Below are 24,516 nucleotides of genomic sequence, written 5' to 3'. Positions count from 1 at the left end.
AGAACCGCCGCGCAGGGTAATCCTTGCGCAACGAATCTTGAACCCCCGCTTCAAGAGAACCACTGATCCGGCCGATAACCCGTTCGGTGACTACAGAGTCGCGCGAAATCGCTTGATAGCATTTGGCCGGCAGCTATCATCTGCGCGCCTGGAAATGGTCCCATCTTCTTCAATTGCCTGGAAATCCTCGATGCTGTCGTATCACCAAAAGAGTTTTCTGATCGTCGATGATTTCTCGGATTTCCGCAGTTCCGTGCGTTCGATGTTGCGCGAGTTGGGCGTCAAGGACGTGGACACCGCCGACACCGGTGAGCAGGCGCTGAAAATGTGTGCGCAGAAGTCCTACGATTTCATCCTCCAGGACTTCCACCTCGGTGACGGCAAAAAGAACGGTCAGCAGGTGCTGGAAGACCTGATGATGGAGAAGCTGATCAGCCACGAAGCGGTGTTCGTGATGGTCACGGCCGAGACCAGTCAGGCGATGGTACTCAGTGCCCTGGAGCACGAGCCGGACGCGTACCTGACCAAGCCGTTCAACCGTTCCGGCCTGGCTCAGCGCCTGGAGCGTCTGGAGCAGCGCAAGACCCTGCTCAAGCCGATTCTGCAAGCCCTCGACCGTGGCAAACCGATGGAAGTGCTCAACGCCTGCATCGCCCTGTGCAAACAGGACATCCGCTATTCGCCGCTGTGCCTGCGCTATCGCGCCGATGCGTTGCGCGACATGAACCAGAACGAAGCGCTCGAGCGCCTTTACGACGGCATCATCGCTGACCGTCCGTTGCCGTGGGCGTTTGCCGGGTTAGGCAAGTTGCTGTTCAAGCGTGGGCAGGTCAGTCAGGCCAAGGGCGTTTATGAAAAAGCCCTGAAGGTCTTCCCGATGATGCCGGCGCTGTATGACGGCATGGCTGACGTGCTGGTCGCCGAAGGCGATACCAAAGGCGCGCAGCAAGTGCTGGAGGAGGCGATTCGCCTGTCGCCGCTGGCGGTGCGCCGTCAGGCGTTGCTGGGCAAGCTGGCGATGGCCAACGAAGATTTCGACACCGCTTCCCGGGCTTATCGCCAGGCGGTGAATCAGGGCGCGCAATCGCGGTTCAAGGATCCGGAAAGCAATCTGGGCCTGGCCCATGCTTTGATCAGCAAGGGCAGCGAGCGCGGGCTCGACACCCGTACGCGTCTGGAGATCAACACCACCCTCAGCGCCGTGGCCAAGGAAAACCCGACCGATCCGGGCCTGCAGATTCGTGCGCGGCTGATGAAGGCCACGAGCCTGTTGCTCAACGATGCCGAGACCGCCGAAAAACTCACCGAACAAGCGCTGATGCGCCTCGACGGCATGGAGCAGTTCATGAGCCCCGAGGCCGCGTTGCTGGTGGCCAAGCAATTGCAGATGCTCGGCCAGACCGAGGCGGGCACCTCGATGCTCAAGAGCTGCGCGGAAATCTACGGCGATGACCCGACGGTGATGAAAGACATCGCCAAGCTCACTGACGATCCGACTATTCTCAGCTCCAGCAACGCGGCCGCCGACCTCAACCGGCAGGGCGTGCGCGTGTACAAGACCGGCAACCTGGTGGAGGCCCGCGAGGTGTTCCGCAAGGCGCTGAAGATGCAACCGAAGAACATCAGTATTGCGCTGAACATGGCCCAGTCGCTGCTGCACGGCACCGACACCAATGTGCCGTCGGCGGAGCTGGAAGAATGTCGGGCCTGCCTGAAACTGGTGGGCATGATGCCCGATACCGACGCGCGTTATCCGCGTTATCAGAAGCTGAAAAGCAAGGCGTTTGGCGAATGAACCAAGACGAGCAGGCACTGGATTTTTCCACGGTGATCGCCTCCACCGTGCACGACATGAAAAACTCTCTGGCGATGCTGATGCAGGCCCACAGCCAATGGCTGGCACGCTTGCCTGAAGCGCAGCGCCAGGGGCCGGAGCAGGGCGTGATCGACTTCGAGTTCGCCCACCTCAACGGCATGCTGGTGCAGTTGCTCGGGCTGTACAAGCTCGGGGTCAATCAGATGCCGTTGCAGCCGGCTTATCACGAGCTGGACGACTTCATCGAGGCGCAACTGGCGGCGCATCAGGAAGTGTTCGCCAGTCGTGGAATCCTCGCCACTTACGAAGTCGATCCGCTCAGTCCCCTGGGCTTCTTCGATCGTGAGCTGATCGCCTCGGTGCTGGGCAACTGCATCAACAATGCGATCCGTTACGCCCGCGAATCGCTGCTGATCACCGTCAGCGACGAAGCCGGGCAACTGGTGCTGAGCATCAACGATGACGGCGACGGTTACCCGGCCGAAATGCTTGAGCGTCAGGCCGATTATGTGCAGGGCATCAACCACAGCAGTGGCAGTACCGGCCTGGGTCTGTACTTCGCCGGACGCATCGCCGCGCTGCATCAGCGCAACGGTGTTGGCGGCCGGACCGAGATCCGCAATGGCGGCCCGTTGGGCGGCGGCGTGTTCAGTATTTACCTGCCCTGAATCACCGATTCATCGACCGGAATTCTTTTTGTTGGCTGCTGCTTGATATTCCGAACAGCCGAAGCCTATTTTGTCCGGGTCGCCGTTCGCGGCTCGCACAATAACAAGGATTGCGTCATGACAACCGATGGCCAGCGTTCTCTCGCGCAGCGATTGACGGGCATTGATGAGATTGAATGTGTCACGCCGGATTTGAACGGTGTGCCACGGGGCAAGGTAATGACCGCCGAGGGCTTCCTCGAAGGGCGGCGTTTGCAGTTGGCCCGAGGGGTGCTGCTGCAATGCATCATGGGCGGCTATCCCGCCGCCAAATTCTATGGCAGCGATGACGGCGATCTGGCGCTGGTGGCCGATCCTGCGCAGATTCACCCATTGCCATGGAGCCAGGAACCGCGCGCGCTGGCCATCTGTGATGCCGACGAACTGACCGGCGAAAGCTCCAACCTGTCGACCCGTGGTCAGCTCAAGAAGGTCATTGCCCGCTACGCAGCCCTCGGTCTGGCGCCAGTGGTGGCGACCGAACTCGAATTTTTTGTGTTCGCCCCGAACACCGACCCGACCCAACCGTTCCAGCCGCCAGTCGGTCTCGACGGTCGTCGCGAGGACGGTCATTCGGCGTTCAGCGTCAGCTCCAACAACGGTCTGCGACCGTTCTTCAGTGAAGTCTATAAATGCATGGCCGCTCTGGGCCTGCCACGCGACACCTTCATGCACGAAATGGGCGTCAGCCAGTTCGAGATCAACCTGCTGCACGGCGATCCGCTGCTGCTGGCCGACCAGACCTTTCTGTTCAAGCATCTGCTCAAGGAAGTCGCGCTCAAGCACGGCCTGACCGTGGTGTGCATGGCCAAGCCGCTGGCGCACACGCCGGGCAGTTCGATGCACATTCACCAGAGCATCGTCGAAATCGGCAGCGGCAAGAACGTGTTCAGTGACGCGGACGGTCAGCCGACTGCAATGTTCCGCCACTTCATTGGCGGGCAGCAGGCGGGCATGGCTGATTTCACCGCGCTGTTTGCGCCGAACGTCAATTCGTATCAACGGCTGTGCCATCCGTTTGCCTCGCCGAACAACGCCTGCTGGTCCCACGACAACCGCGCTGCCGGCCTGCGCATTCCGGCCAGTTCGCCGGTCGCGCGTCGGGTCGAGAACCGTTTGCCGGGGGCCGATGCCAACCCGTACCTGGCGATTGCCGCGAGCCTGGCCGCCGGCTTGTACGGCATCGAGCATGAACTCGAACCAAGCGAAGCGATTCAGGGCGAGTTCGACGTGCCGGACAATCTTTCGCTGCCGTGTACCTTGCATGCGGCGCTCGAACGTCTGAAACGCAGCCAGCTTGCAACGGAACTGTTCGGCACGGAGTTCATCGAAGGCTACATCGCTTCGAAGACCATGGAGTTGACCAGTTTCTTTGATGAAATCACTCCCTGGGAACGCCGTGTTCTAGCAGCCCAGGCCTGACGAAATGTCGCCGTCGGGCTATCGTTTGATAGCCCGATACTTACTGCAAGGAGCCGCTCGGAACGCCGATGCGCCAAATCTGGAAATCCTTTCGAGCGCTGTATTTCGCCTCGCTGATGATGTTGATCGGCTCGGGCCTTCTATCTACTTATCTGGCTTTGCGTCTGGCTGCCGACCATGTCGACGGGTTGTGGGTCGGTGCGTTGATGGCGGCCAACTATTTCGGTCTGGTGCTGGGCGGCAAGATCGGTCACCGCCTGATTGCCCGGGTCGGGCATATCCGCGCCTACTCGGCGTGTGCCGGGATTGTTGGCGCGGCGGTGCTCGGTCATGGGCTGGTGGACTGGCTGCCGGCCTGGCTGGTGCTACGGACCATCGTCGGCCTCGGCATGATGTGCCAATACATGGTCATCGAGAGCTGGCTGAACGAGCAGGCCGACGCCAACCAGCGCGGTCTGGTGTTCAGCGGCTACATGATCGCGTCGTACCTGGGGCTGGTGCTCGGTCAGCTGATTCTGGTCATGCACCCGGGCCTTGGCCTGGAACTGCTGATGCTGGTCGCGCTGTGCTTCGCCCTGTGTCTGGTGCCGGTGGCGCTGACTCGACGGATTCACCCGGCGCCGTTGCACCCGGCGCCGATGGAGCCGCGCTTCTTTATCAAGCGCGTGCCGCAGTCGCTGAGCACGGTGCTCGGGGCCGGGCTGATCATCGGTTCGTTCTACGGTCTGGCGCCGCTGTATGCCTCGCAGCAGGGGCTGTCCACCGAACAGGTCGGTCTGTTCATGGGTAGCTGCATTTTTGCCGGGCTGGTGGTGCAGTGGCCGCTGGGCTGGTTGTCCGACCGCTATGACCGGGCGCTGTTGATCCGCTGTTTCGCGCTGTTCCTCGCGGTTGCTTCGTTGCCACTGGCGATCCTGCCGCAGGTGCCGCTGGAGGTGCTGTTCGTGGTCGGCTTCCTCTGTTCGCTGGTGCAGTTCTGCCTGTACCCGTTGGCGGTGGCGTTCTCCAACGACCACGTCGAAGGCGAGCGTCGGGTATCGCTGACGGCGATGCTGCTGGTGACCTACGGCGTGGGCGCCAGTATCGGGCCGCTGGCGGCCGGGGTGCTGATGAAGCTGTTCGGGCCGCAGAGCCTGTACGCGTTCTTCACCTTTTTCGCGCTGGTGCTGGTGTGGCGGATCCGGCCGAAAGCCGTGACCAATCTGCACCAGGTCGACGATGCACCGCTGCATCACGTGGCGATGCCGGACAGCATGTCCAGTTCGCCGTTGGTGGCAGCGCTGGACCCGCGGGTTGACGAGCAGGTGGTGCAGGAGCAGATGCAGAATACGGTCGCTCCGGAGCCTGAACTTGAACCCGAGCCAGAACCTGTCGCGCCAACCGACTCGACAATCGAAGGCGAAGGGCCGGACATCAGCCCCGCCAGGCCGTGATTCAGGCATAAAAAAACGGGCAGTCACCGCAGTGACTGCCCGTTTTTTCATGCCTGCCGATCAGAGGTCGTCTTTATCGAACCGACGCGCTTCGCGTTGCAGTTGATAAACGAAGCGCTCGACGTTGCGCGCCGCCGGGCCGCTGATGTTGTGAAAGCGCAGGCCGGCGAAGGTGATGTTGAGTTTTTCTTCGAAGTGCAGGTAACGCAGCTCGACCGAAGTCGGCTGGTTGCCGAACAGCGGCGCGGCGATCAGGCGATCATAAACCTGGCCCAGTTGCAGGCGGTCGGTGATGTCGCCTTCGAAGCGCAGTTTGCAGCCGGTGGCGGAGATATCCAGCAGTTTGCCGCCGATAGGCGACTTGAGCTTTTCGCCACCCAGTTCGACGCTGACCAGGTCGGTCAGCTTCAAAGCGGCGCGGAACGCATTGCGGCGCTGGTGATAGACCACTTCGGTGGGCAGGTCGCCAGTGTAGAAACGATCGCCACTGGATTCTTCGATGTTCAGCGTGCCGTTGCATTCCCAGGCAATGCGCACGCCGTCATGAAAACCTTCGACCTTGAACGGCTCACCGGCGAGCAGGAAGCGTTCGCCATCGCGCGGGATCATTTCGTCCAGGGCAATCGTGGCGGTTTCCCGGTCAACCTTGATCAGGTAGCTCTGGAAGCGCTGGCTGCGCTCGTGGAAGGTGATGATCAGAGGATCATGGCTTTCTTGCAGCTGGCGCAGGTTGCTGGAGATTTCCAGAGGTGTAGTGAGCACCTTTGGGGGCTGCGGAGCATCATCCGCGCTGAGGACGTTGGACACGTTGAATCAATCTCCAGACAAAATTTGACTACGGCTGGCCAGTATTTTGCCAGCATGTTTCGCACGTTGATAGGGCGCAAGCATAGAAGAAAGCATCACGCCTGGCTGAGCGCGCGCGGTTTCTGCAGTTTGGAGAAGGTGCCACTGGCATCGTAGAGCGCGGGTGGCTCGCCGCCGGTGAGGATTTTCAGCTGATTGGCCGTGGCGGCCTGTTGCATGATGATCGACTGGCCATTCCTGGCATTGGCTGCCTGGCACTGGGCGATCAGATCGGTCAGGACATCGCTCTGGCTGAGCAACTGTTCGCCGATGCTCGACTGGCTGGCCAGTTGTTCCAGGCCGGCGCGGTCGAGCGACAGATTGAGACTGGCGAGGATTTCGCTGCGCTTGCGGCCATGCTGTTCGAGCAGAATGATCAATGCCTGCTTGTTCGCCAGAATTTCTTCCAGCAGAGGCATGTCGCGACCGTGCAAGGCGAGGGACTCGGTTTGCAGTAACTCCAGCAATTGTTGAGCTGGAGCAAAGTCGTCGATGATCAGTTGCAATAAATTAGTGTCGTGCATGGCTGGCCTTGGGTTTTAAGCGTCCAAAAGCCTGGCGCTGACCGAGGCCTAGCGCTGGGCTTCGAAATTGAGCAGTTTGCTGGCTACACGGTTGCTGTCGACCTTGTAGCTGCCATCGGCAATCGCTGCTTTCAACTCGGCCACGCGGGCCTTGTCGACGGCAGGCTGATCACGCAGCTTGTCAGTGACCTTCTGCAACTGTTGAGCCTCATTGCTGAGGTGTACCGATTCCCCGCTTTTTGCGGTACTGGCCTGTTCGGCCGGGGTATTCAGCGGCGCGGAGGTGCCGGTTTCGGCGGTTTCCTTGGCGTTGCTGGTACGTGTACTGCCCGTAAGTGACGAGGAGCTGTTCAAACGGCTGAAATCGATGACCATGTTAAAAACCTCTGGGAATTTGGACGCTTGCCATGTTCTCGGCCATCCCCTGGAAAACTTTAGGCCCATTTAGCAATGAGCTTGCATGCGCCGTTGCAGATCCTGCTGCGGCACAGTTTAGGGAACAGCTCTGGTCAGCGCCAGTTTTCTGCCAAACGCTCAGGGGCTTTTCAAATATCCACTCATCCTGCCGCTCACTCGCCGCTTACATCGCTACTTCCACCTGGCCGGGCGCCACAACCTGCGCCTTGATGACCCGCTGGGAGTTGAGGTTCTTCACTCGAATCTGTTCCTTCAGGCCGCCGTTGGCCAGCGCTTCGCCCGGCATCCGCACGGCGAGGGTGCCGCTGCGGGCGGTGATCACCACTTGATCGCCCTTGCGAACGACTTCCGCCTGTTCCAGATGCACCAGGGTAATGACTTGATCGGCTACCGTTGGTCGGGTCAATTTCTGGCCGATGGCTTCATCCACCGACGTCAGGAAACCCTGATTGATCGTGCTGACGTCGCGCTCGCGCAAGGTCACGTCCTGCGGCTCGATGATGCCAGCGCGCTTGAGTGGCCGCGTAGTGGTGACAATCTCGCGAAACAGGCGGACTTGAGCGGGCACGAACACCGTCCAGGGGGAGGCGCCTTCGCAGCGGACCTTGACCGTGACACGGCCCAGAGGACGTGCCGGACTCTCCAGTGTCGCTGTCAATTCCTTGTCGCACATAGGCATGCGCATGCGTGGATCGAGCTGGTTGACCTCGATTTCATATCGGCCTTCCGTTTGACTGGTGGCCAGATAGTCTTCTACGGTGAATTCAAGAAAGCCCTGAGTGACGCCGATAAGCATGTCAGGCATGGTAACCGCATCAGCAACGGCAGGGCTGCCAGCGAAAGACAGGCAAACGGCGGACATCGCGCAAAGCCCTCTGCGGAGGGGAGATGTCAGGCGTCGGAAAAATGTCGTTTGAGCGTTCATACGAGTTAAAAAGCAAGCGCCGTGCCGTTTAGCAATGAATGTGCGTCGCAACAACACTTGGCGTTGGTGTAGGAGTCTGGGCATGGCTGGTGTAATGGATTCGGTGAACCAGCGCACGCAACTGGTGGGGCAGAATCGCCTGGAGCTGTTGTTGTTCCGTCTCGACGGTCAGCAGCTCTACGGGATCAACGTGTTCAAGGTTCGGGAAGTGCTGCAGTGCCCGCAACTGACGCTGATGCCCAAGTCCAGTCCTGTCGTGTGCGGGGTGGCGAATATCCGGGGGGCGACCATTCCGATCCTTGATCTGGCGATGGCGACCGGCTCCGGTGCGTTGAAAGACAAGAACAGTCCGTTTGTGATCATCACGGAATACAACACCAAGACCCAGGGTTTCCTGGTGCGCTCGGTGGAACGTATCGTGAACATGAACTGGGAAGAGATTCATCCACCGCCCAAGGGCACCGGACGCGATCACTACCTGACCGCTGTGACTCGGGTCGACAATCAGTTAGTCGAAATCATCGACGTCGAGAAGGTGCTGGCGGAAGTTGCGCCGACCCCGGAAGCGATTTCGGTCGGTGTGGTGGATGTCGAGACCCAGAGCAAGGCGTTGTCGCTGCGGGTGCTGACGGTCGATGACTCGTCGGTGGCGCGCAAGCAGGTGACGCGTTGCCTGCAGACAGTCGGTGTCGAAGTGGTGGCATTGAACGACGGCAGGCAGGCGCTGGATTACCTGCGCAAGCTGGTCGACGAGGGCAAGAAGCCGGAAGAAGAGTTCCTAATGATGATCTCCGACATCGAAATGCCGGAGATGGACGGGTACACCCTGACGGCCGAGATCCGCAGCGACCCTCGCATGCAAAAGCTTCATATCATCCTGCATACTTCGTTGTCGGGTGTGTTCAATCAGGCGATGGTCAAGAAAGTCGGTGCCGATGACTTCCTGGCCAAATTCCGCCCTGATGACCTGGCATCCCGGGTAGTCGACCGGATCAAAGCAGCAGATATCAGCTAAGGGCCTTTTGCCCCTGGCGTTCAACACGATTTAAGAGGCGGCATCATTTGTCTACGGGTAATTTGGATTTCGAACAGTTCCGGGTCTTCCTGGAAAAAGCCTGTGGCATTTTGCTCGGTGAAAACAAGCAGTACCTGGTGTCGAGCCGTCTCAACAAACTGATGGAGCAGCAAGGCATCAAGTCCCTGGGTGAGCTGGTTCAGCGCATCCAGACCCAGCCGCGCAGCGGTTTGCGCGAGCAGGTGGTCGATGCCATGACGACCAACGAAACCCTGTGGTTTCGCGACACCTATCCGTTTGAAGTCTTGAAGAACAAGGTGCTGCCCGAGGCGATCAAGGCCGCTCCCAACCAGCGTCTGCGGATCTGGTCGGCGGCCTGCTCGTCGGGTCAGGAACCCTATTCGCTGTCGATGTCGATCGACGAGTTCGAGCGGACGAACATCGGTCAGTTGAAGATGGGCGTGCAGATCGTTGCCACGGATCTGTCCGGCAGCATGCTGACCAACTGCAAGACCGGCGAGTACGACAGCCTGGCGATTGGCCGCGGCTTGTCCGCCGATCGTCTGCAGCGTTACTTCGACCCGAAAGGGCCGGGGCGCTGGGTGATCAAGGCGCCGATCAAGAACCGGGTGGAATTCCGCTCGTTCAACCTGCTCGACAGCTACGCAAGTCTTGGCAAGTTCGACATCGTGTTCTGCCGCAACGTGCTGATCTACTTCTCCGCCGAGGTGAAGAAGGACATCCTGTTGCGCATCCACAGCACGCTGAAGCCGGGCGGTTATCTGTTCCTTGGCGCTTCCGAAGCGCTGAACGGTCTGCCGGATCATTACCAGATGGTTCAGTGCAGCCCGGGGATCATCTACCAGGCGAAGTGAAACACTGGCGACACAAAAAACGGGAGTCCTCAGGGGCTCCCGTTTTTTTATGCCTGAAGGTTTTGCCGGTGGCAGGCGGCAGAAAAGCGGCATCCGGCGGAAACCGGTTGCCGCTTTTCTGGCATTGCCGTGTTGCCGATTGCATGCAAAGCCCCGTAATCCGGGGCTTTCTCAAACTGGCACGCCGCTTGCTATAACCCAGTTACGAAAAATCCGGTCACCTGAAGGTTCCCGACATGAGCATCAGCTTCGATAAAGCGCTCGGCATTCACGAAAAGGCTCTGGGCTTCCGCGCCCAGCGTGCCGAAGTGCTGGCCAACAACATCGCCAACGCCGACACCCCGAACTACAAGGCGCGGGATCTGGAGTTCTCCAAAGTGCTTGAAGCACAGAGCCAGAAGAACGCCAACGGCACCATCGCCCTGAACATGACCAACAGCCGTCACATCGAAGCTGAAGGCCTGGGCAATGGCGACGAGTCGCTGATGTATCGCACGCCGATGCAGCCGTCGATCGACCAGAACACCGTGGACGCCCAACTGGAACAGTCGAACTACGCGGAAAACGCCGTCGGCTTCCAGGCCAGCTTCACCCTGCTCAACAGCAAATTCAAAGGGCTGGTCTCAGCCCTGCGCGGAGAGTAATCCATGTCCCTGTCCAGCGTTTTCAACATTGCCGGCAGCGGCATGAGCGCCCAGACCACCCGTCTCAATACCGTGGCTTCGAACATCGCCAACGCCGAGACCGTCTCGTCGAGCATCGACCAGACTTATCGCGCCCGTCACCCAGTGTTCGCCACCATGTTCCAGGGCGGCCAGAGCGGCGGCAGCAATTCGCTGTTCCAGAACCAGGATGCTGCGGGCCAGGGCGTGCAGGTCATGGGCGTGGTCGAAGACCAGAGCAACCTCGAAGCGCGCTATGAGCCGAACCATCCGGCGGCCGACGCCAAAGGCTACGTCTACTACCCGAACGTCAACGTGGTGGAAGAAATGGCTGACATGATTTCCGCGAGCCGGTCGTTCCAGACCAACGCCGAAATGATGAACACCGCCAAAACCATGATGCAGAAGGTACTGACCCTCGGTCAGTAATAAGGGGCGACTGCCATGAGTGTTACCGATACCACCAGCAGCCTGACGATGAACGACATACTGGCCAACTCTTCGAAGAAGACCAGTAGCACCACCACCGGCGGCATCGCTTCGGCCACCAACAGCTCGACCGGCGGCCAGGCCCTGGGCAAGGACGCGTTCCTGCAACTGCTGGTGACTCAGCTGAAGAACCAGAACCCGCTCGACCCGCAGGACAACAGCGCATTCGTTGCCCAGCTGGCGCAGTTCAGCAGCCTCGAGGGGATCACCACCCTCAACAGCACCGTCAGTTCGCTGGCCGGCAACTACAACTCGTCGCAAGCCCTGCAGGCGTCGTCGCTGGTGGGTCGCAATGTGATTGTGCAGACCAACACGGTTCAGTTGGACGATCCGAGCAAAGGCATGACCGGTTCGGTCACCGTTCCGTCGTCGATTGCCGGCGGTACCGTCACCATCACCGACAGCAGCGGCGCCACCGTTCGCACCATCGATCTGGGCAGTCGCGCCGCAGGCGATGCAAGCTTCACCTGGGACGGCAAGGACAAGGACGGCAACCTGGTGAAAACCGGTACCTACACCGTCAAGGCCAACGCCTCGATCAACGGCACCGCGACCGACCTGGCGACCTATCTGCCAGCCACGGTCACCAGCGTGACGATCAGCCAGACCGGCGGCGAGCTGATGCTCAACCTGTCCGGCAAAGGCACCGTCGCCCTGTCCAAAGTACAAACCATTGGTATATAGAGCCGACTAACCGGCACAAAGGAGTGGAATATGTCTTTCAATATCGGCCTTAGCGGTCTCTATGCAGCCAACAAGCAACTGGACGTGACCGGCAACAACATCGCCAACGTCGCGACCGCCGGTTTCAAATCGTCCCGCGCAGAATTCGAAGACGTCTACTCGGCGACTCGCCTGGGCAGCGGCAGCAAGGTCATTGGTAACGGCGTGCGTCTGGCCAACGTTTCCCAGCAGTTCACCCAAGGCGACATCAACAACACCGGCAACGTGCTGGATATGGGGATCAATGGTTCGGGCTTCTTCACCCTGAGCAACAACGGTTCGATCTCCTACACCCGTGCCGGTACGTTCAAGGTCGACAAGGACGGCTTCATCACCAACACCGACTACACCTCGCGTCTGCAAGGTTACGGTGTGGACTCCAACGGCAAGATCATCAACGGCGTGTTGACCGATCTGAAGATCGACACCTCGAACCTGGCGCCGAAGTCCACCTCGCTGGTGACCTCGACCATCAACCTGAACTCGACGGCTCCGGTGATCGACGACACAGTAGCGGCCGGCAAGTTCGACCCGACCAACCTCGCGACCTACACCAAGTCGTTCAGCACTCCGATCTATGACAGCCAGGGCAACTCCCATGTCATGGATCAGTACATGGTGAAGACCGGCGCCAACACCTGGAAGGTCTACACCCTGGTGGACGGTCGCAACCCGGATGCTACCGGCAGCGACCCGAAAGTCACTGCGCCTGTCGCATCGACCATGACCTTTGACTCCACTGGCAAGCTGACTCAGGTCAGTACTCCGCCTGCCGTGATCAGCAGCGACCTGAAACTCACTGGCTGGGTACCGGGCACTGTCACCAACGGTGTGTGGACGGCCAACGGTGCTTCGGCTAACCCGGCCGGCATTACCATTTCGATGGCCAAGACCACTCAATACAACGCTGACACCGCGCGTTCGATCCCGACTCAGGATGGTTACGCCACTGGCCAGATCACCAACCTGACCATCGACGGTACCGGTACGCTGTTCGCCAACTTCAGCAACAACCAGAGCAAGGCCATCGGCCAGGTTGCGCTGGCGAGCTTCACCAACGAGCAGGGCCTGCAGCCGATCGGTGGTACCAGCTGGAAAGAGACTTTCGCTTCGGGTATTCCGGGCTACGATGCGCCGGAGACCGGTACGCTGGGTTCGGTGGTTTCGAACTCGCTGGAAGAGTCGAACGTTAACCTGACCAATGAGCTGGTTGATCTGATCAAGGGTCAGAGTAACTATCAGGCGAATGCCAAGACCATTTCGACTCAGAGCACTATCATGCAGACCATTATTCAGATGACCTGATTTCTGGGTTTTGGCTGGTTAAGGAGCCCCTCTTTTTGAGGGGCTTTTTTTTGGCTGGGGGTTGGGGTGTTTATCCGTTGCTTCGGGTGCTGCCGCTGGCGGTTTCGCCCTTACGGCGAGTCACTTTTGCAGACGCCCAAAAGTAACCAAAACGCTGGGCCCCGGCGTTCGGCACCTCGCTTTGGCTCGGTGTTCCTTCGTTACGGGATTCATCCGGGGGCATCGCCTACGGTTTGCTTCGCTGCACCTCCTCTCGATGCATGCGGCTGCGCCGCACGGTCGCTGCGCTCCCACCCCCGGATAAATCCCTCCACTCAGCCTTCCGATGGGGCCGGCACGTCAAGAGCGGTACTCGAGCTAACGCTCATCGTGTTGAGTGGTGGAGAGCGGAAGCAGAAGCAGCAGCGGAAGTGGAAGCAGGAGCAGGAGCAGGAGCAGGAGCAGAGAAAGCAGGAGCAGAGAAAGCAGGAGCAGAGAAAGCAGGAACAGAGAAAGCAGGAACAGAGAAAGCAGGGGTTGAGTTGTATGCGTTTCAAAACCCAAGTTCACCTCGGTATTTCACGTCGGCGTATCTCTATAAAACACCTCGGTCAGTCCCCTCTCCCTCCGGGAGAGGGTTAGGGTGAGGGGGGCTTTTGCTTTTGCTTTTTGCGCGGGCAAAAGAAAACCCCCGACAAACCAGAAGTCTGTCGGGGGTTTCTCGGATCAGGCGTTTCGCAACGCCCGATTCAGCTCAGCTTATTGGCAAGCTTCGCAATCCGGCTCGTCGATGGCGCAAGCCTTCGGTACTGGAGCCGGGCCGGCAGGGGCTGCCAGGACCGAGTCGTCGCCGTGGTTGCCGCCGCTGGAAACAGCGTTCAGCTTGCCGGTGTTGATGGTCGACTTCTCGGTGCTGGTCGCGGCCAGGGCACGGAGGTAGTAGGTGGTTTTCAGACCACGGTACCAGGCCATGCGGTAGGTCACGTCCAGCTTCTTGCCCGATGCGCCGGCGATGTACAGGTTCAGCGACTGGGCCTGATCGATCCACTTCTGACGACGGCTGGCGGCGTCAACGATCCACTTGGTGTCCACTTCGAACGCGGTCGCGTAGAGCTCTTTGAGTTCTTGCGGGATGCGCTCGATCTGCTGAACCGAACCGTCGTAGTACTTCAGGTCGTTAATCATGACCGAGTCCCACAGGCCGCGAGCCTTCAGGTCGCGAACCAGGTACGGGTTGATCACGGTGAATTCGCCCGAGAGGTTCGATTTCACATACAGGTTCTGGTAGGTCGGTTCGATCGACTGCGAGACGCCGGTGATGTTGGCGATGGTTGCGGTCGGTGCGATGGCCATGATGTTCGAGTTACGGATGCCTTTCTGCACACGGGCGCGAACCGGTGCCCAGTCCAGGGACTCGGTCAGGTCGACGTCGATGTACTTCTGGCCACGTGCTTCGATCAGGATCTGTTGCGAATCCAGCGGCAGTACGCCTTTGGACCACAGCGAACCCTGGAACGTCTCGTACGAGCCGCGCTCGTCGGCCAGATCGCACGAAGCCTGGATCGCGTAGTAGCTGACCGCTTCCATCGACTTGTCGGCGAACTCGACGGCAGCGTCGGAACCGTAAGGGATGTGCTGCAGGTACAGCGCGTCCTGGAAGCCCATGATGCCCAGGCCGACCGGACGGTGGCGGAAGTTGGAGTTCTTCGCCTGCGGTACCGAGTAGTAGTTGATGTCGATCACGTTGTCGAGCATGCGCACGGCGACGTCGATGGTGCGCTTGAGCTTGGCGGTGTCCAGCTTGCCGTCGACGATGTGGTTCGGCAGGTTGATCGAGCCCAGGTTGCAGACCGCGATCTCGTCCTTGTTGGTGTTCAGGGTGATCTCGGTGCACAGGTTCGAGCTGTGAACCACGCCGACGTGCTGCTGCGGGCTGCGCAGGTTGCACGGGTCCTTGAAAGTCAGCCATGGGTGGCCGGTTTCGAACAGCATCGACAGCATCTTGCGCCACAGGTCTTTGGCCTGGATGGTCTTGAACAGCTTGATCTTGCCCGGGTATTCGGTCAGGGCTTCGTAGTACTCGTAGCGCTCTTCGAAGGCCTTGCCGGTCAGGTCGTGCAGGTCCGGTACTTCGGACGGCGAGAACAGGGTCCACTTGCCGTCATCGAAGACGCGCTTCATGAACAGGTCAGGGATCCAGTTGGCGGTGTTCATGTCGTGGGTACGACGACGGTCATCACCGGTGTTCTTGCGCAGCTCGATGAACTCTTCGATGTCCATGTGCCAGGTTTCCAGGTAGGCACAGACAGCGCCTTTGCGCTTGCCACCCTGGTTAACGGCGACGGCGGTGTCGTTCACCACTTTCAGGAACGGAACCACGCCCTGCGACTTGCCGTTGGTGCCCTTGATGTACGAGCCCAGCGCACGAACCGGGGTCCAGTCGTTGCCCAGGCCGCCGGCGAATTTCGACAGCATGGCGTTGTCGTGGATCGCGTGGTAGATGCCCGACAGGTCATCCGGCACGGTGGTCAGGTAGCAGCTCGACAGCTGTGGACGCAGGGTACCGGCGTTGAACAGGGTCGGGGTCGAAGCCATGTAGTCGAACGAGGACAGCAGGTTGTAGAACTCGATCGCACGGTCTTCTTTCTGCTTCTCTTCGATCGCCAGGCCCATGGCCACGCGCATGAAGAAGATCTGCGGCAGTTCGAAACGCACGCCATCCTTGTGGATGAAGTAACGGTCGTACAGGGTCTGCAGGCCCAGGTAGGTGAATTGCTGGTCGCGCTCGTGGTTGATCGCCTTGCCCAGTTTTTCCAGGTCGAAGGAGGCCAGCACAGGGTTCAGCAGTTCGAACTCGATACCTTTGGCAACGTAGGCCGGCAGTGCCTTGGCGTACAGGTCGGCCATTTCGTGGTGAGTGGCGCTCTCGGCCACGCCCAGGAAGCCCAGACCTTCGGCACGCAGGGTGTCCATCAGCAGGCGGGCGGTCACGAACGAGTAGTTCGGCTCGCGCTCGACCAGGGTACGCGCGGTCATCACCAGCGCGGTGTTGACGTCGTTCAGGGCCACGCCGTCGTACAGGTTCTTCAGGGTTTCGCGCTGGATCAGGTCGCCGTCGACTTCGGCCAGGCCTTCGCAGGCTTCGGTGACGATGGTGTTCAGGCGGCCCATGTCCAGCGGCGCGAGGCTGCCGTCGGCGCGGGTGATGCGGATCGACGGGTGCGCCTGTACCGGTGCTTCGGCGGTGGTGCGGGTGGCGCGTTCCTTGGAACGGGCGTCACGGTAGATCACGTAGTCGCGAGCCACTTTCTGCTCGCCGGCACGCATCAGGGCCAGTTCGACCTGGTCCTGGATTTCTTCGATGTGGATGGTGCCGCCCGACGGCATGCGACGCTTGAAGGTCGCGGTGACCTGTTCGGTCAGGCGGGCAACGGTGTCGTGGATTCGCGACGAAGCGGCAGCGGTGCCGCCCTCAACTGCGAGGAACGCTTTGGTGATAGCGACGGTGATCTTGTCATCGGTGTAAGGAACGACAGTGCCATTACGCTTGATCACGCGCAGTTGACCAGGCGCGGTGGCAGCCAGATCCGAATTCGAATCGGCGGCCTGCGGCAAGGTGCCCTGCGGGTTCTCGCGAGTTGTGTCGGTTTGCATGGGGGGTGATCTCCACATTCTCTATGTTTGTTTGGGCACCATCATGGTGCTCACCGTTCTGGTCCGAAGCACTACAACCGACGGGCGTCGGGCATAACAACTTCGGACCAGTAGGAAAAAGGCTAATGACGCCGCATCCTTGCCGAAGTTTTCGGCCACGAGCCAAGGCTCGAGCCGGATTACTTCCAGGGTGACAGTAATGACTGCAACACCCGTACCGTTCCGGTCGTTGCCAACCTGAAAAACGGTGCCATCCGCAAGTGCGGTTTGGGCTTTGAAAAACTTGCTTGGTTCAACCGGAAACTGGCAATAAAGCACTTGAGTTTCAGGTCCGAAATGTGGTTGGGCTCTGGAATGAAAAAACCCTATATGTAGGGTCTGTCCTCGCGCCGTGCTACAAGATAATGCGTTTCGAGGGGGCTTGCAACGTACGAGCTGTGGATAAACCTGTGCGTAAATTGTGTAAGAAACCAGGAATTCCCGTGTAGGCCGCGAACCTGCTGAGCTAGACCGTCTGTCACTGTTTTTCACCGCAAAAAAATGCCGCGGCGGAATTTTGAGGGCGCGAACCCTATCACAAAAATCCGCCTTGTCCGAACGCATTTACCGACTTGTGTTCTGGTTGTTCGCCGTTTATACAATCGGCCCATGCGCACGCATTCTTATCCTCCTTAAAGATGACAAAAAGACGGGAGGATCCTTCCTTTATAAGCAGCATCGGCAAGCAGAGGTCACTCGTGGAGCAAGAAGCCTGGCAGGTATTGATCGTCGAGGATGACCAGCGTCTGGCCGAACTGACCCGTGAATACCTGCAAGCCAACGGATTGCGCGTGGAGATCGAAGGCAACGGCGCACTGGCGGCGGCGCGGATCATCAAGGAGCAACCGGATCTGGTAATCCTCGACCTGATGCTCCCCGGCGAAGACGGCCTGAGCATCTGCCGCAAGGTCCGTGACCGCTACGACGGGCCGATCCTGATGCTCACCGCGCGCACCGATGACGCCGACCAGATCCTAGGCCTCGACCTCGGCGCCGACGACTACGTCTGCAAACCGGCGCGCCCGCGGCTGTTGCTGGCACGCATCCAGGCATTGTTGCGACGCAGTGACACACCGGAGCCGGCGGCAGGCAATCCGCGTCGGTTGCAATTCGGTCCGCTGGTGGTGGACAACGCGTTGCGCGAAGCCTGGCTCAGCGACAGTGGCATCGAACTGACCAGCGCCGAATTCGATCTGCTCTGGCTGCTGGTGTCCAACGCCGGACGCATCCTGTCCCGAGAAGAAATTTTCACCGCGTTGCGCGGTATCGGCTACGACGGCCAGGACCGTTCGATCGATGTGCGCATTTCGCGCATCCGCCCGAAGATCGGCGACGACCCCGACCATCCGCGCCTGATCAAGACCATCCGCAGCAAAGGCTATCTGTTCGTGCCGGAAGCCTGCGCAGACCTGCCGCTGTGAATTCGATCTTCCTGCGCATCTATGGCGGCATGTGCGCGGCACTGATTCTGGTGGCGGTGCTTGGCGTGCTGGCGCTGCACCTGCTCAATCAGGTGCGCAGCGAGCAGTATCGCGAGCGTCTGGCCCACGGTACGTTTTCGCTGATGGCCGACAACCTGCAACCGATGAACGAAACCGAGCGCCATCGCGCCTTGCTGGTGTGGGAGCGGCTGCTCGGGATTCCGCTGGCGCTGAAAACCTTTGCCCAGACCGACCTCGACCTGACTCAGCGCACCCGGGTGCAGCGCGGCCAGGCGCTGGTCGAACAGACCGGCCCGCACGCGGCCAAGGTCTATCGGCTGGTCAGCGACAAGGATCAACTGGTGCTGGTGGGCGAGGTGCAGCAGATCAGCGAGCAACTGGCCCGGGCGACCATTTACCTGTTGGCCGATGAGCTGGTGCGGGTGCCGGTGGGCGAGCAACCCAAACGACTGGCGCAATTGAAGGAAGAAAAAGGCTTTGGCTTTGATTTGCGGCTGGTCACGGTCAGCGACGCGGACATGGACGAAGACCAGAGCCGTCGGGTGTCCGAAGGCGATACGGTGATGGCGCTGGGCAAGGGTGGCGATTCGATCCGGGTGTTCGCCGGTATGGTCGGCACGCCGTGGGTGCTGGAAATCGGGCCGCTGTATCAGATGAACCCGTACCCGCCGGAATGGCTGGTTTTGATCGCCGCCCTTGGCCTGACTCTGATCGGCCTGATCGTCTATTTATTGGTGCGTCAGCTTGAACGGCGTTTGCGCGGGCTCGAGGCTGCCGCCACGCGCATCGCCAAGGGCAGTCTGGAAACCCGGGTGCCGGCCCGGGGTGCCGACTCGGTGGGCAAACTGGCGGCGGCGTTCAACGGCATGGCCGAGCACTTGCAGCAGTTGCTCGCCATTCAGCGTGAACTGGTGCGCGCGGTGTCTCACGAATTGCGCACGCCGGTGGCGCGCCTGCGTTTCGGTCTGGAGATGATCGGCTCGGCCACCACCCCGCAGGCGCTGGAAAAATACCGCGAGGGCATGGACCACGACATCGAGGACCTCGACAAGCTGGTCGACGAAATGCTCACGTACGCCCGGCTGGAGCAGGGCTCGCCGGCGCTGACCTTCCAGCGCATTGACCTGGATGCGCTGGTCAATCAGGTGATCGAAGAGCTGGCGCCTCTGCGCGCCGAGGTCACGGTGCAGCGCGGTCTGTGCCTGTCAGCAGCGGATTGCGATGACGCCTGGGTCGAGGCCGAGCCGCGTTACCTGCACCGCGCCTTACAGAACCTGGTGAGCAACGCCATGCGCCATGCACGCTCGAAGGTCACGGTCAGTTATCAGGTCGGGCAAATGCGCTGCCGGGTGGATGTCGAGGACGACGGCCCCGGTGTGCCGGAAACCGCCTGGGAGAAAATCTTCACGCCGTTCCTGCGCCTGGACGACAGCCGCACCCGGGCGTCCGGCGGACACGGGCTGGGCCTGTCGATCGTGCGGCGGATCATCCACTGGCACGACGGGCGGGCGTTGATTGGCAAGAGCAAGAGCCTGGGCGGGGCTTGTTTCAGTCTGAGCTGGCCGAGGAATCAGGAGCGGCGCTGAAGCCGCCTACGCCTGGATGCTGACCAGACTCAGCAACTGGCCGTCCTGCACGCCGAATTGCGCATCAAGCTCCGTGCCGCTGCGCCATTCGCCGGACAGGTCCGTCAGCAGCCGCAGCCGCACCTGACCCTGTTCATTCCACTCCAGCACTTCGGCGTGTTCGAAGTAGAAGCGCTGCTGCACGATCGGGTACAGCGCCTTGAACAGGCTTTCTTTCACCGAGAAGGTCAGGGTCACCCATAACGCAATCTGATCTCGGGAGCCGGCGGCCATGCGCTGCATTTCCGGCGGGGTCAGGATCTCTCCGGCCAGTCGTTCGGCGCGTTCGGCGTTGAGCAGGTTTTCCAGGTCCATGCCCAGCCCGCGCCAGTGCTGTTTGTTGGCGACAATCGCCGCCGCACGGCCGGTGCTGTGGGTGATCGAGCCGCAGATGTGCGCCGGCCACACCGGTGCACGGTCCTCGCCGATCGGCGGAACAGTGCTTGAGCCTTCCAATTGCTGCAACGCGGCCCGGGCGCAAATCCGCCCGGCGAGGAATTCCGCCTGCCGCTTGGCCACCGAACGCTGAATGCTCGGCGGCGGCTCGATGGCGCTACGACGAAAGTCATCGCCGAGCAGTTGCGACGGGTCGAAATGGGTGGTCAACAGCACGGTGTCAGGCAATACCTTCGGCAGCGGCCAATGGGCATCGAGCGGAGTGCAGCAGGCGGGGAGGAAAGGGCTGGCATTCATGGCGGGCATTTTGCCGGTAAGCGTCAGGGCTGGGTAGTGGCAAGGTTTAAATCGGCGGCGCGATCATCGCCAGCAGGCTGGCTCCCACAAACGTTCGCCACGCATATGTGGGAGCCAGCCTGCTGGCGATGGCCGCGCCGCGATGTCTCTGCCTAACCAAAGATCTTCTTGAAAAACGCCTGCATGTCCGCCCAGGATTTTTCATCTGCAGCCTTGTTGTAGCCGATATCCGGGCCACCGTGATCGCCGTGGCTCAGGCGATCCGCGTCGGGATTGCTGAAACCGTGCTTGGCGCCGTCGAGGCTGACGAATTGATAGTCGGCGCCGGCCTTGTCCATTTCCGACTTGAACGCCGTGACGTTGTCCGGGGTGACCATACTGTCCAGCGCGCCATGTTCGACGAGGATTTTCGCCTTCACAGTGCCATGCGCAGCCGGGGTCTTGGTGGCCAACGCGCCGTGGAAACTCACCACGCCGGCCAGCGGCACACCCTGACGCGCCGCATTCAGCACCACGCCACCGCCGAAGCAGTAACCGATGGCGGCGATTTTATCCTTGTCGGTCTGCGGCTGTTTCTTCAACAGATCCAGCCCGGCCTGAAAGCGCTTGCTGGCCGCATCGGCGTTTTGCGTGGCGGCTTGCATGAACGCCATCGCGTCTTTCGGGTGCTCGGTGTTCTTGCCTTCACCGTACATGTCGATGGCCAGCGCGCTGTAGCCAAGCCCGGAGAGGTCCCGGGCGCGGCGCTTGGCGTAGTCGTTCAGGCCCCACCATTCATGCACCACCACCACGCCGGGGCGCGGGCCCTTGATCGCGTCGTCGTAGGCGTAGTAACCGATCAGCTTCGTGCCGTCGGCGCTCTGATAGGGGATTTCCTCGGTCTTGATCGCAGCCTGGCTGAGGCTGCTTAAGGCGAGAAGGGCGAGGGTCAATAGCAGGCGCATGATCGGGTCTCCGGACAATAAGGGGTCAAAACAGCCTAGTTCATTTCATTCAGGCGAGGTTCAGAGAGTGTTCAGGGGCGGTACAGGGGAGGCTCAGTAACCTTGCGCCATACCCAAACAGCACTGTGAAAGAGGAAACTCCATGACTCGTTTAAATAAACTGCTGCTGGCTTTTACCGTAATGAGCGCCAGTATCGCGGCCCACGCCGACACCACCAGCAACTTCGCCGGCCTGACCTTTGGCCAGACCAGCGACAAGATCAAGAAATCCAACGCCCTGAACGACAACCTCGGCCACCCGGACGCCACCGCGGCCATCGACGGCAACAACACCTACGGCCTGCGTCTGGGTCAGCAAAACAGCCAGGGTCGCTACTACGCCACCTACGACAACGTGTCGGGCTCGCACAATGGCATTAAACTGCGCCAGGAAAACCTGCTGGGCAGCTACGATCTGTTCTACCCGGTGGGCGGCAGCACCAAGCTGTTCGGCGGTGCCACGGCGGGTCTGACCAAGCTGACCCAGGATTCGCCAGGCTACAGCCGTGACAGCGACATCGGTTACGCCGTCGGCGGTCAGTTCGGTGTGCTGCAGCAAGTCTCGCAGAACACCTCGGTCGAACTCGGTTACCGTTACCTGCGCAGCAACGCCAGCACCGAGATGAAAGAGAGCGGCGGCAGCAAGCAAGGCTCGCTGGACTTGACCAGCAGCGCCCAGACTTACCTGTCGGCCAACTACGCTTTCTAAAGCGCGGCTTGCCCTGGCCCCTGTGGGAGCTAGCCTGCTAGCGATAGCGTCCTGACAGTCGACATCATGGTCGGCTGTCAAATCGCAATCGCTAGCAGGCTAGCTCCCACAATTGGTTGTCTGGAGATTTCGTTTTACCCGGGAGAAGGTTATGAAACTGTTGGTCGTCGAAGATGAAGCGCTGTTGCGCCATCACCTGCAAACCCGCCTGACGGAGAGCGGTCACGTGGTCGAGTCCGTGGCCAACGCCGAAGAGGCGTTGTACCAGACTGGGCAATTCAACTTTGACCTGGCAGTGATCGACCTCGGCCTGCCGGGCATGGGTGGGCTCGACCTGATCCGCCAGTTGCGCTCGGGCGGCAAGACCTTTCCGATCCTGATCCTCACCGCGCGCGGCAACTGGCAGGACAAGGTCGAAGGCCTGGCCGCCGGCGCTGACGATTACGTGGTCAAGCCGTTCCAGTTCGAAGAGCTTGAAGCGCGGCTCAATGCGTTGCTGCGCCGCTCCAGCGGTTTCACCCAGTCGACCATCGTCGCCGGCCCGCTGTTGCTGGATCTGAATCGCAAGCAGGCGAGTCTCGACGAGCAACCGCTGGCGCTGACCGCCTACGAATACCGGATCCTCGAATACCTCATGCGCCATCATCAGCAAGTGGTGCCCAAGGATCGGCTGATGGAGCAGTTGTACCCGGATGACGACGAGCGCGATCCGAACGTGATCGAAGTGCTGGTCGGCCGTCTGCGTCGCAAGCTCGAAGGCCCGGCCGGGTTCAAGCCGATCGACACCGTGCGTGGCCTCGGCTACCTGTTCAATGAGCGCTGCACTTGATCCGTTCCCTTCGCGTCCGGCTGATGCTCGCCGCCACCACCCTGGCGGTGCTGTTCATGCTCGCGTTGCTCCCGGCGATGCAGGGCGCGTTCAGCCTGGCGCTGCAGGACTCGATCGAGCAGCGACTGGCGTCCGACGTCACCACGCTGATCTCCGCCGCGCGGGTTGAAAACAACCACCTGATGATGCCGGCACAGTTGCCCGACGAGCGCTTCAACCTCACGGACAATCGCCTGCTCGGCTACATCTATGACCGCGAAGGGCATCTGGTCTGGCGCTCGAAGGGCACCCAGGAAGAGAAGATCAACTACACGCCGCGCTACGATGGCCTCGGCAACGAGTTCGCACGGATCCGCGAGGCCAACGGTCAGGAATTCTTCGTCTACGACGTCGAAGTCAAACTGCTCGGCGGCAAAAGCGCGGCCTTCAGTATCGTGGCCCTGCAACCGGTGCGCGAATACGAAACCACCCTCGAAGGCCTGCGGGAAAATCTCTACCTCGGTTTTGGCGCGGCATTACTGGTGCTGCTGGCGCTGCTGTGGATCGGCCTGACCTGGGGTCTGAAAGCCTTGCGCCGGCTCAGTCAGGAACTTGACGAAATCGAAGGCGGAACCCTCGAAAGCCTCAGTGAACAACACCCGCGCGAACTGCTGCGCCTGACCGGCTCCCTCAACCGCCTGTTGCACAGCGAACGCCAGCAGCGCAGCCGTTACCGCGACTCCCTCGACGACCTGGCCCACAGCCTGAAAACCCCGCTGGCGGTATTGCAAGGCGTCAGCGAAGACATGGCCCAGCGTCCCGAAGACCGCGATCAGGCGTGGGTGCTGCAAACCCAGATCGAACGCATGAGCCAGCAGATCGGCTACCAGTTGCAACGCGCCAGCCTGCGCAAAAGCGGTCTGGTACGCCATCAGGTGCGCCTGCGCCCGGTGCTGCAAAGCCTGTGCGACACGCTGGACAAGGTCTACCGCGACAAACACGTGCGCGTCGCCTTCGATCTGCCGGAGCACTGTTACGTGCCGATCGAGCAGGGCGCCTTGCTGGAGATGATGGGCAACCTGCTGGAAAACGCCTATCGCCTGTGTTTGAGCGAAGTGCGCATCAGCGTGCGCGAAAGCCATTCCGGAATCGAACTGTGCATCGAAGACGACGGCCCCGGCGTACCACCGGATCAGCGCGCACGGATTCTCGAACGCGGCGAACGCCTCGACCGTCAGCATCCGGGGCAGGGGATCGGGCTGGCAGTGGTCAAGGACATCATCGAGAGCTACAGCGCGAAACTGACCCTGGGTGATTCGCCGATGGGCGGGGCGGCGTTCAGGATTCATTTTCCGGCGGTGTGACCGTTGGTCGCGACTGTCAGATCTGACAGTCGTTGTATTTCTTGTTCCTGACTATCTTGGG

General features: G+C 60.5%; 22 protein-coding genes. 15 read left to right on the top strand and 7 right to left on the bottom strand.

The genetic code is table 11. The features are described from left to right. The first annotated feature begins 190 nt into the window (after nucleotides 1-190). The 4 genes from L6D74_RS18640 to L6D74_RS18625 all read left to right on the top strand — a co-directional run bounded on the left by L6D74_RS18640 (nucleotide 191) and on the right by L6D74_RS18625 (nucleotide 5,378). Nucleotides 191-1,795, top strand: coding sequence for a tetratricopeptide repeat-containing response regulator (locus L6D74_RS18640; protein WP_236189999.1), 1,605 nt, complete (start codon nucleotides 191-193; stop codon nucleotides 1,793-1,795). Then, on the top strand, nucleotides 1,792-2,484 hold the full coding sequence (locus L6D74_RS18635) for a sensor histidine kinase (RefSeq protein ID WP_039772101.1): 693 nt from the start codon (nucleotides 1,792-1,794) through the stop codon (nucleotides 2,482-2,484). Before L6D74_RS18640 ends, L6D74_RS18635 begins: the two co-directional genes overlap by 4 nt. Before the next feature lie 219 nt (nucleotides 2,485-2,703). Next, nucleotides 2,704-3,945, top strand: a complete 1,242-nt coding sequence (locus L6D74_RS18630) for a glutamine synthetase family protein (RefSeq protein WP_236190008.1) — start codon at nucleotides 2,704-2,706, stop codon at nucleotides 3,943-3,945. Nucleotides 3,946-4,013: 68 nt separating this feature from the next. Beyond that, the gene (locus tag L6D74_RS18625) at nucleotides 4,014-5,378 is read left to right on the top strand and encodes an MFS transporter (protein WP_236189998.1); all 1,365 of its coding nucleotides are present in this window, start codon (nucleotides 4,014-4,016) and stop codon (nucleotides 5,376-5,378) included. 60 nt (nucleotides 5,379-5,438) lie between these two features. Here the strand turns inward: L6D74_RS18625 and L6D74_RS18620 are convergent, their stop codons facing one another. From L6D74_RS18620 to flgA, 4 genes are all read right to left on the bottom strand, one after another. Further along, the gene (locus tag L6D74_RS18620; RefSeq protein ID WP_039772106.1) at nucleotides 5,439-6,185 is read right to left on the bottom strand and encodes a flagellar brake protein; all 747 of its coding nucleotides are present in this window, start codon (nucleotides 6,183-6,185) and stop codon (nucleotides 5,439-5,441) included. Nucleotides 6,186-6,280: 95 nt separating this feature from the next. After that, a complete protein-coding gene (locus tag L6D74_RS18615; protein WP_236189997.1) occupies nucleotides 6,281-6,748 on the bottom strand; it encodes a flagella synthesis protein FlgN in 468 nt (155 codons plus the stop codon). Between the two features lie 48 nt (nucleotides 6,749-6,796). Further along, nucleotides 6,797-7,123, bottom strand: coding sequence for a flagellar biosynthesis anti-sigma factor FlgM (gene flgM / locus L6D74_RS18610; protein WP_007960324.1), 327 nt, complete (start codon nucleotides 7,121-7,123; stop codon nucleotides 6,797-6,799). A 205-nt stretch (nucleotides 7,124-7,328) separates the two neighbouring features. Next, the gene (gene flgA / locus L6D74_RS18605) at nucleotides 7,329-8,090 is read right to left on the bottom strand and encodes a flagellar basal body P-ring formation chaperone FlgA (RefSeq protein WP_064598681.1); all 762 of its coding nucleotides are present in this window, start codon (nucleotides 8,088-8,090) and stop codon (nucleotides 7,329-7,331) included. Nucleotides 8,091-8,172: 82 nt separating this feature from the next. Here flgA and L6D74_RS18600 point away from each other — a divergent pair, with 82 nt between their 5' ends. The 6 genes from L6D74_RS18600 (at nucleotide 8,173) to flgE (ending at nucleotide 13,159) form a co-directional block, all read left to right on the top strand. After that, nucleotides 8,173-9,105, top strand: coding sequence for a chemotaxis protein CheV (locus L6D74_RS18600; RefSeq protein WP_011335509.1), 933 nt, complete (start codon nucleotides 8,173-8,175; stop codon nucleotides 9,103-9,105). 47 nt (nucleotides 9,106-9,152) lie between these two features. Beyond that, nucleotides 9,153-9,980, top strand: coding sequence for a protein-glutamate O-methyltransferase CheR (gene cheR / locus L6D74_RS18595; protein ID WP_007960327.1), 828 nt, complete (start codon nucleotides 9,153-9,155; stop codon nucleotides 9,978-9,980). Nucleotides 9,981-10,216: 236 nt separating this feature from the next. After that, nucleotides 10,217-10,624, top strand: a complete 408-nt coding sequence (gene flgB / locus L6D74_RS18590) for a flagellar basal body rod protein FlgB (protein WP_007960328.1) — start codon at nucleotides 10,217-10,219, stop codon at nucleotides 10,622-10,624. A gap of 3 nt (nucleotides 10,625-10,627) precedes the next feature. Then, nucleotides 10,628-11,071 (top strand): flagellar basal body rod protein FlgC, encoded by a 444-nt coding sequence (flgC, locus tag L6D74_RS18585; protein ID WP_007960329.1) that lies wholly within the window; start codon nucleotides 10,628-10,630, stop codon nucleotides 11,069-11,071. A gap of 15 nt (nucleotides 11,072-11,086) precedes the next feature. Then, nucleotides 11,087-11,815 (top strand): flagellar hook assembly protein FlgD, encoded by a 729-nt coding sequence (gene flgD, locus L6D74_RS18580; RefSeq protein WP_039772111.1) that lies wholly within the window; start codon nucleotides 11,087-11,089, stop codon nucleotides 11,813-11,815. A gap of 30 nt (nucleotides 11,816-11,845) precedes the next feature. Next, nucleotides 11,846-13,159: a flagellar hook protein FlgE gene (gene flgE, locus L6D74_RS18575; protein ID WP_039772113.1), complete on the top strand. Its 1,314-nt coding sequence runs from the start codon at nucleotides 11,846-11,848 to the stop codon at nucleotides 13,157-13,159. 738 nt (nucleotides 13,160-13,897) lie between these two features. On the opposite strand, the gene L6D74_RS18570 is transcribed toward flgE, so the two are convergent. Further along, nucleotides 13,898-16,792 (bottom strand): ribonucleoside-diphosphate reductase subunit alpha, encoded by a 2,895-nt coding sequence (locus L6D74_RS18570; RefSeq protein WP_011335505.1) that lies wholly within the window; start codon nucleotides 16,790-16,792, stop codon nucleotides 13,898-13,900. A 737-nt stretch (nucleotides 16,793-17,529) separates the two neighbouring features. Here L6D74_RS18570 and L6D74_RS18565 point away from each other — a divergent pair. Next, complete coding sequence (locus tag L6D74_RS18565; protein WP_236189996.1) at nucleotides 17,530-18,252, top strand: response regulator; 723 nt, start codon at nucleotides 17,530-17,532, stop codon at nucleotides 18,250-18,252. Continuing rightward, the gene (locus L6D74_RS18560; protein WP_236189994.1) at nucleotides 18,249-19,859 is read left to right on the top strand and encodes an ATP-binding protein; all 1,611 of its coding nucleotides are present in this window, start codon (nucleotides 18,249-18,251) and stop codon (nucleotides 19,857-19,859) included. The genes L6D74_RS18565 and L6D74_RS18560 overlap by 4 nt, the downstream gene beginning before the upstream one ends. Before the next feature lie 6 nt (nucleotides 19,860-19,865). On the opposite strand, the gene L6D74_RS18555 is transcribed toward L6D74_RS18560, so the two are convergent. Together L6D74_RS18555 and L6D74_RS18550 are read right to left on the bottom strand one after the other, a co-directional pair. Then, a complete protein-coding gene (locus tag L6D74_RS18555) occupies nucleotides 19,866-20,591 on the bottom strand; it encodes a 4'-phosphopantetheinyl transferase family protein (RefSeq protein ID WP_236189993.1) in 726 nt (241 codons plus the stop codon). Nucleotides 20,592-20,743: 152 nt separating this feature from the next. Continuing rightward, the gene (locus L6D74_RS18550; protein WP_236189992.1) at nucleotides 20,744-21,535 is read right to left on the bottom strand and encodes a dienelactone hydrolase family protein; all 792 of its coding nucleotides are present in this window, start codon (nucleotides 21,533-21,535) and stop codon (nucleotides 20,744-20,746) included. A gap of 142 nt (nucleotides 21,536-21,677) precedes the next feature. Between L6D74_RS18550 and L6D74_RS18545 the strand changes: the two genes are divergently transcribed. The 3 genes from L6D74_RS18545 to L6D74_RS18535 all read left to right on the top strand — a co-directional run bounded on the left by L6D74_RS18545 (nucleotide 21,678) and on the right by L6D74_RS18535 (nucleotide 24,455). Beyond that, a complete protein-coding gene (locus L6D74_RS18545) occupies nucleotides 21,678-22,283 on the top strand; it encodes a hypothetical protein (protein ID WP_064598671.1) in 606 nt (201 codons plus the stop codon). Nucleotides 22,284-22,434: 151 nt separating this feature from the next. Continuing rightward, complete coding sequence (locus L6D74_RS18540; protein WP_039772894.1) at nucleotides 22,435-23,112, top strand: response regulator transcription factor; 678 nt, start codon at nucleotides 22,435-22,437, stop codon at nucleotides 23,110-23,112. Beyond that, nucleotides 23,109-24,455 carry an ATP-binding protein gene (locus L6D74_RS18535; protein ID WP_064598667.1) on the top strand — a complete coding sequence of 449 codons (1,347 nt, stop codon included), beginning with the start codon at nucleotides 23,109-23,111 and terminating at the stop codon, nucleotides 24,453-24,455. Before L6D74_RS18540 ends, L6D74_RS18535 begins: the two co-directional genes overlap by 4 nt. Nucleotides 24,456-24,516 lie beyond the last annotated feature (61 nt).

This window comes from Pseudomonas pharyngis (genome assembly GCF_021602345.1).
Taxonomy (GTDB): Bacteria; Pseudomonadota; Gammaproteobacteria; order Pseudomonadales; family Pseudomonadaceae; genus Aquipseudomonas; species Aquipseudomonas pharyngis.
This window is presented reverse-complemented; position numbering and strand designations above follow the sequence as displayed.